Source organism: Vibrio hepatarius (assembly GCF_011806575.1).
In the GTDB taxonomy this organism is placed as follows: Bacteria; Pseudomonadota; Gammaproteobacteria; order Enterobacterales; family Vibrionaceae; genus Vibrio; species Vibrio hepatarius_A.
This window is the reverse complement of the sequence record NZ_JAATOO010000007.1, coordinates 214,454-220,453: the sequence shown is the minus strand read 5'-3', so window position 1 is coordinate 220,453 and position 6,000 is coordinate 214,454. Positions and strand designations below refer to the sequence as shown.

Here is a 6,000-nt window from a genome sequence, read left to right as displayed (position 1 = left end):
AGCCTTCCTAAGGAGATGCTACCTAAGCTATGTGACGAGCTACGTACTTACTTACTCAACTCAGTGAGCCAGTCAAGCGGACACTTAGCGTCTGGCTTAGGCACTGTAGAGCTGACTGTCGCACTGCATTATGTTTACAACACGCCATTTGACCAGTTGGTCTGGGATGTTGGCCATCAAGCATACCCCCATAAAATTTTGACGGGTCGTCGCGACCAAATGCCAACCATTCGTCAGAAGAACGGTCTACACCCATTCCCTTGGCGTGAAGAGAGCGAATACGACACCTTATCTGTCGGCCACTCCTCTACCTCAATCAGTGCGGCGTTGGGGATGGCGATCAGCGCCGGTAAAGAGGGCAAAGAGCGTAAAGTTATCAGCGTTATCGGTGACGGCGCGATTACCGCGGGCATGGCATTCGAAGCGATGAACCACGCGGGTGACGTTCACCCTGATATGTTGGTGATTCTCAACGACAACGAAATGTCGATTTCAGAGAATGTTGGCGCGCTGAACAACCACCTTGCTCAAGTCCTTTCTGGTAGCCTGTACACCTCTATTCGTGAGGGCGGTAAGAAAGTACTGTCTGGCGTTCCGCCAATCAAAGAGTTGGTTCGACGTACCGAAGAACACCTCAAAGGTATGGTAGTTCCAGGCACGTTGTTTGAAGAATTCGGTTTCAACTACATTGGCCCGGTTGACGGGCACGATGTTAACGAGCTGGTTAAGACACTGAAAAACATGCGCGAGCTGAAAGGTCCTCAGTTCCTGCATATCATGACTAAAAAAGGTAAAGGCTATGAGCCGGCGGAGAAAGATCCGATCGGTTATCACGGTGTACCTAAATTTGACCCAAGCCATAACTCACTGCCGAAAAGTAGCGGCGGTAAGCCAAGCTTCTCGAAGATCTTTGGTGACTTCCTATGCGATATGGCCGCGCAAGACCCTAAGCTCATGGCGATTACGCCTGCGATGCGTGAAGGCTCTGGTATGGTTCGTTTCTCAAAAGAGTATCCAGAACAATACTTCGACGTTGCTATCGCTGAGCAGCACGCAGTCACACTGGCGACAGGTATGGCAATCGCGGGCAACAACCCGATCGTGGCGATTTATTCGACGTTCCTTCAACGTGGTTACGATCAACTGATCCACGATGTAGCGATCATGAACCTGCCAGTGATGTTCGCCATCGACCGCGCGGGGCTCGTGGGCGCTGATGGTCAAACCCACCAAGGCGCGTTTGACCTAAGCTTTATGCGCTGCATTCCCAACATGGTGATTATGGCGCCGAGTGACGAAAATGAGTGTCGCCAGATGCTTTACACTGGCCATAAGCACAACGGTCCGTCTGCGGTTCGTTACCCACGTGGTACAGGCATGGGCACTGAGATTGAACAAGAGTTTACCGCGCTTGAGATCGGTAAAGGTCGTATCGCTCGTAAAGGTGAGAAAGTTGCTATCCTCAGCTTCGGTACGTTCCTAGAAAATGCACTGCAAGCGGCTGAAGCGCTTAACGCCACCGTGGCTGACATGCGTTTTGTCAAACCGCTAGATGAAGCCTTAATTCGTCAGTTGGTGGCCGAGCACGATGTCATTGTGACATTGGAAGAGAACGCGATTGCTGGCGGTGCAGGTGCGGGAGTGATTGAGTTTATGATGCAGGAAAAACTGCTAAAACCGGTTCTAAACCTAGGTTTGCCAGACCAATTCATCGCACAAGGCACCCAAGAAGAGCTGCATGAAGAGCTTGGATTGGACGCCAAAGGCATCGAAGCTTCGATTCGCCAATACATGCAAAAGTAAACGCCGAACTCAAAAAAGCCCTCCGACAATGGAGGGCTTTTTACTATTCAACGCCCAGCAACGACTAAGCGGTTTGTTTTAGTTCATTCAGCATGCGTTTCAAACTGCCATTTTCCGCAAATTCTGCCACCAGCTTGTCTTCAAAACGTAACCACTTGCGCTGCACTTTGCGTTTGCCGAAAAAGCCGATATAGCTGCTGAGAGGGATAAACTCAGCGTTGCCAATATTGTCAATCACAACCATCCGAGAAATACCTGCTGAGGTCTTCTGGCAGACGATATTACGGTGAGCAAGACTTTTGGTAATGATCCTATCGTGAAGCAAACCATCTTTTAGCTTAATGAGTGCATTTAGAAGTTGCTGGTAGTACTTGCCTGTCCTGCTCTCATCTGCAAGATAATAGCCTAATGTTTTCGACACGTTATCGTCGTCATCCAAGATCAAATCAAACATCGAGCCGACGCCCAAATCGGTTTGAATATCACCATAGTAGCGAGATAGCGATTCCCAGCGAATCCCGCGTTTCTCAAGGTGTTCGAAATAGGCGTTTTCACGCTCAATCTCGCGAGTGTCATAGTGTTCATCAACATTGATTTTTACGCACAGTGCTGATTGCTTGGGGTGACGGTAGACTTCTCTATGGTGACCTTTACCGACAAATTGTGACTTATCAATAATAATCATGGTTACGCTTTCACATAAACGGATACACGATGAGCAGCCACAAAGCCGCCCATCACTTACCTAAGTAGTCACTGTGTCATTCATCGATGAACAAACAATCACTACTGCCTAGAGGGCAAAGGTAGCTTGCCATTTTATTGATAAGAGTAATAATAAAAAATTATTAATAAATAAAAACCAGAAATGCACTTTAAGGACACATTTTTATATCCAATAAATTCAAAATGATAGTGAGCATTTTGCTCAAAAAGCGTTCACCCTACTCTGGTATTGCCCAACCAAACTCAGCGCATAGCCGTTGCCAAGTTTGATCCACACCCGCTTTAATGACGATTTCTTGCTGAGTAAACGGATGCACGAACTTCAACGATGATGAATGCAACAACAATCTATGTGAGTCAAAAACGTCTCTAAACAGCTTGTTATGTTTACCGTCACCATGAGTGGTGTCACCAACAATTGGATGACGTAGGTGCGCCATATGGCGTCTCAGTTGGTGTTTGCGTCCAGTTAGCGGCTGCATCTCCATAAGACAGTAACGTGTGGTAGGAAATTTACCCGTCGAGTATGGAATCTCCACCTTTGCCAACGGCCTATAATCTGTAATCGCCTCTTGCGCTTCTTTATCTTGGCTGGCGTGCTTATCGGCGATTTTGTCGAGCTCCACTTTTAAGGTGTAATCCAACCGCCCTTGCTCTTCAATCCAACCGCGGACGATCGCATGATAGGTTTTCTCCATTTCGTGATTGGCAAACATCGGCATCACTTGCGACGCCACTTCACTCGACAACGCAAAAATCAACACGCCAGAAGTTGGACGGTCTAATCGGTGTAGAGGAAACACATGCTGACCAATCTGGTCACGCAAGGTTTGCATCACGAACTGAGTTTCATGCTTATCTAACCAACTGCGGTGAACCAACATTCCCGCAGGCTTATTGACCGCAACGAAATACTCGTCTTGATAAATGATTTCCAACATTAAGCGCATACCTCGTCAATGGAACGTAACAAAGAGATTAGAGGCATGTACTCACCATGCTCTTTCCAGCATTCTTCAAAATAGGGGGAGATCGCAAATCCACGCGGTAAAGGAAGTTTTTGCTCAATGGTGACGAACATCTTAGGTATAAACACCCATTGAAGCCACTGCTCCGGCGCTAAGCTATCTAAGGCGAAGGGGTCGCTACTTTGCAACGCTTCCACTTGCGGCGCGTGTTCCTGCCACAGGTTTAAACGCTGCATCATTGGAGACAATTGGTCGAGAAGTAATAACAATTGTTGTTCTTTTGTCATAAACACATCATGGTGACCTTGAAAATAGGCGTAAGAGTACCATTTATAGAGGAAAGAAAGTTAGGACTATTCACTAATGGAAAACATACATACCCTTACCCAACTATTGACCAATAGCGATTGCCACTACCAAGTGTATGATCTTGGACGTCGTATCAGGCAGATAGACAATAAAGTCTTCGCTGACGTGGAAAAAGGACAGCTACCTTATCCATTTCCATTACAACGTAAAGCGCACTTGGCCATTGCTTACTGGAACGAACATAAACAACCGTGGATTTGGTTCTTGAAGTTCGAGTTGGATGAACGCGGTTTATTAAAACAAGCCGATGTGGGGAACTTCATTAAGTATGTTGTGGAAGCGATGGGAACCCGTCTAAGCCAAGAGATGAGTGAAGAGCAACAGCAAAAGCTGTCTAACAACCCTTATACCTTCAAACCAGCAGAAGAAAAAATGGCAGTGTTCCACAGTCAAGTACGCGCGCAGCTCGACTTGCCATGTAGCCAGTATTACGAACACGCCCAGCACTACTTCACTGGTGGTCTAGGCTGGGACAAGTGGCACACCGTCGGCCTACAAGGCGTAACGGATATCTGTGCGAGATTAGGCCAAGAGCAAAACGGCGTGAATTTGCGTAAAGCGTTACCCCACTTACCAAATGAGCCACTCTACGCACTGTTGGGCGCTTTGGAGCACACCAACTTGCCGGACAAGCTCGCGCAGCGAATTGCCGAACTGGCACTTGAGCAAATCAACAATAACGATCCAGACATTTTCTTGTTGGGCGCATTAGCGCGCGCACTTTCGGGGGCTGATGCTTCAATCGCGCAGCCAGTTATACAACAGATCCTCGCTTCTCCTCGTTTAAGTCACCAAGAAGTATTGATTGGGATTGCGGGACGAAGCTGGCACCTACTCGCCCAAGCAGAAATGGCAGAAAGCTTCTTATTACGCTTAGCGCAAACTGGCAACCAAGTTCTATTTAATCAATTGTTTGCTGATTTGGTTATGCTGCCGGAGTTACGTATGGTCCTATTGCCATTACTGCATTCCAACCCATCCCAAGAGTTAGCTAACGCACTGCTTTCTTTGCAACAATCCGCTAAGGGTAATGAATGATCGCTGACCTTCTCGCCATACTTGGCTTAACGCTGATCTGTTTCCTGTTTTGGCAGCAGAGACGCCAAGCCGAACTCGCAAAACTGTTCGCGACCAGAAAATGCGACCAGCTTGATTTGCAGCTCATCAGTATCGCGTTAAAAGGTCACAAGCTAAAAACGCCAGACGGTGTCTGGCGTTGGCATTCTGTCTATCAGTTTGAATTTTCTTCGCTTGGTGATGATTGTTACCAAGGCACGCTTATCATGCAGGGTTTTCACTTAGCGAAGTTTGATGTTCCACCACATCGGATGTAAAACGAAACTCGTCATAAGGACCGAATGTATCACGCTTGTGCGCCACTAATTTGAATCCGAGTTTTTGCAGTATTTTAATCGACGGTGTGTGCACACTATTCACCGTTGCGATGACATAGGATAAGTCTAAATCTCTTACTGCACGGTTAAAAAATGCGGTCAATACTTCGCTAGCGATCCCCTGCCCCCAGTACAACTTATCAAAGATGTAACCAAGCTCCGGTGCGCCGTCCAAATCGGAGATAAACACGTGCCCCATATATTCACGAGTTCGGCTATCAAGCACCGCGCGAGCATAGATAGTATCGTCGTGGATCATACGTGCGAAGAGTTGTTTTGCCGAAGAGACTGTATGCGGCCCATTCATTTGAGCTCTATTTTTTGCACAGCAATTTAGCAGTAAGAAGTCAGATTGTAACGACTCGTTATAGGGAACCAATAACGATCGGCGAGTCACTATTGTCATGAGACATCCTTGTAAACAGCAAGCTGTTTATTGTTTTATAAAAACAAAGCCGAAAAGTTATACCAACTTAATAATATTGTTATTGTTCTAGATTATTTTTCTTGGCATTAATGATGAAAATATTGTTAGAAACCAAGAAAAGCCCCGACACTTGCGTATCGGGGCTATAGTCTTACTCGCAGCAGTCCGGCTACAAAAGGTGCTCCATGCATCTTCCATAATAGTTACTGAATCCTTCAGTAAAATCCTATCCTCGCCGTCCTAGCGGTGTCCTAATCATCCTGATGGCTAACAATCCACGTTAGCGAACTTCACTTGTTCCTTGAGCGGTGTC

Annotated in this window: 7 protein-coding genes; 3 read left to right on the top strand and 4 right to left on the bottom strand. The window is 46.8% G+C overall.

The genetic code is table 11. The annotated features are described in order from the left end of the window. Nucleotides 1-1,803: 1-deoxy-D-xylulose-5-phosphate synthase (gene dxs / locus HCZ42_RS07855; RefSeq protein ID WP_167420160.1), on the top strand; the 1,803-nt coding region annotated here is incomplete at its 5' end. Nucleotides 1,804-1,867: 64 nt separating this feature from the next. Here dxs and HCZ42_RS07850 read toward each other — a convergent pair. The 3 genes from HCZ42_RS07850 to HCZ42_RS07840 form a co-directional block, all read right to left on the bottom strand. Next, nucleotides 1,868-2,488 (bottom strand): YrbL family protein, encoded by a 621-nt coding sequence (locus tag HCZ42_RS07850; RefSeq protein ID WP_167420159.1) that lies wholly within the window; start codon nt 2,486-2,488, stop codon nt 1,868-1,870. Between the two features lie 259 nt (nt 2,489-2,747). Further along, nucleotides 2,748-3,470, bottom strand: coding sequence for a tRNA pseudouridine(65) synthase TruC (gene truC / locus HCZ42_RS07845; protein ID WP_167420158.1), 723 nt, complete (start codon nt 3,468-3,470; stop codon nt 2,748-2,750). After that, complete coding sequence (locus HCZ42_RS07840; protein WP_167420165.1) at nt 3,470-3,784, bottom strand: YqcC family protein; 315 nt, start codon at nt 3,782-3,784, stop codon at nt 3,470-3,472. Before HCZ42_RS07840 ends, truC begins: the two co-directional genes overlap by 1 nt. Before the next feature lie 76 nt (nt 3,785-3,860). Here HCZ42_RS07840 and HCZ42_RS07835 point away from each other — a divergent pair, with 76 nt between their 5' ends. Together HCZ42_RS07835 and HCZ42_RS07830 are read left to right on the top strand one after the other, a co-directional pair. Then, nucleotides 3,861-4,904 carry a DUF3549 family protein gene (locus tag HCZ42_RS07835; protein ID WP_167420157.1) on the top strand — a complete coding sequence of 348 codons (1,044 nt, stop codon included), beginning with the start codon at nt 3,861-3,863 and terminating at the stop codon, nt 4,902-4,904. Further along, nucleotides 4,901-5,200, top strand: coding sequence for a DUF3301 domain-containing protein (locus HCZ42_RS07830; RefSeq protein WP_167420156.1), 300 nt, complete (start codon nt 4,901-4,903; stop codon nt 5,198-5,200). Before HCZ42_RS07835 ends, HCZ42_RS07830 begins: the two co-directional genes overlap by 4 nt. Here the strand turns inward: HCZ42_RS07830 and HCZ42_RS07825 are convergent. Continuing rightward, on the bottom strand, nt 5,148-5,666 hold the full coding sequence (locus HCZ42_RS07825) for a GNAT family N-acetyltransferase (protein ID WP_167420155.1): 519 nt from the start codon (nt 5,664-5,666) through the stop codon (nt 5,148-5,150). The two genes, HCZ42_RS07830 and HCZ42_RS07825, sit on opposite strands and share 53 nt — an antisense overlap. Nucleotides 5,667-6,000 lie beyond the last annotated feature (334 nt).

Bases quoted from the DNA above. Each gene is read 5' to 3' on its own strand.
- HCZ42_RS07840 (WP_167420165.1), bottom strand. From the start codon at position 3,784: ATGACAAAAGAACAACAATTGTTATTACTTCTCGACCAATTGTCTCCA.
- truC (WP_167420158.1), bottom strand. From the start codon at position 3,470: ATGTTGGAAATCATTTATCAAGACGAGTATTTCGTTGCGGTCAATAAG.
- HCZ42_RS07835 (WP_167420157.1), top strand. From the start codon at position 3,861: ATGGAAAACATACATACCCTTACCCAACTATTGACCAATAGCGATTGC.
- HCZ42_RS07830 (WP_167420156.1), top strand. From the start codon at position 4,901: ATGATCGCTGACCTTCTCGCCATACTTGGCTTAACGCTGATCTGTTTC.
- HCZ42_RS07825 (WP_167420155.1), bottom strand. From the start codon at position 5,666: ATGACAATAGTGACTCGCCGATCGTTATTGGTTCCCTATAACGAGTCG.
- HCZ42_RS07850 (WP_167420159.1), bottom strand. From the start codon at position 2,488: ATGATTATTATTGATAAGTCACAATTTGTCGGTAAAGGTCACCATAGA.